Source organism: Vibrio sp. 2130-1 (genome assembly GCF_033339515.1).
The window spans coordinates 1-530 of record NZ_JAWOUT010000679.1 but is presented as its reverse complement, the minus strand read 5'-3'; the positions used below and the strand labels follow the sequence as shown (position 1 = coordinate 530).

The 530-nt window shown below is 50.6% G+C and carries 1 protein-coding gene; it reads left to right on the top strand.

All coding sequences use genetic code 11. The features are described 5' to 3' along the window. Nucleotides 1–530 (top strand): alpha-amylase family glycosyl hydrolase (locus R7Q09_RS28110; RefSeq protein WP_318144203.1); only part of this gene is annotated, 530 nt, incomplete at both ends.

The following is a 530-nucleotide window of genomic DNA, read 5'->3' as shown; positions in this document are numbered from 1 at the left end:
CATCTGATCACATGGCTATCGGATTGGGTACGTGATTACGGCATTGATGGCTTCCGCGTCGATACCGCCAAACACGTTGAGATGGAAGCGTGGGCAGAGCTCAAAGCAAGTACCAGTCAAGCCCTCGCCGAATGGAAACAAAACCACCCCGACAAAGCACTAGACGATCTGCCATTTTGGATGACCGGCGAAGTGTGGGCACACAGCGTAGTGAAGAGCCCGTATTTCGATAACGGCTTCGATTCGATCATCAACTTCGAGTTCCAATCTGACGTGGCACCAAAAGCGCTAAAGTGTTTCGCTCAACTTGATAATGATTACCGCCGCTATGCAGAGCGTATTAACTCCGATCCTGAATTCAACGTGTTGAGTTACCTGTCTTCGCACGATACTCAACTGTTTTGGTCGGCACGCAGCCGCAGCTTTGATGACCAAGCTCGCGCCGCCAATGCGTTAATGCTGGCACCGGGTGCAGTACAAATCTACTATGGCGATGAGATAGCTCGTGATTTTGGCATTACTGGTTCAGA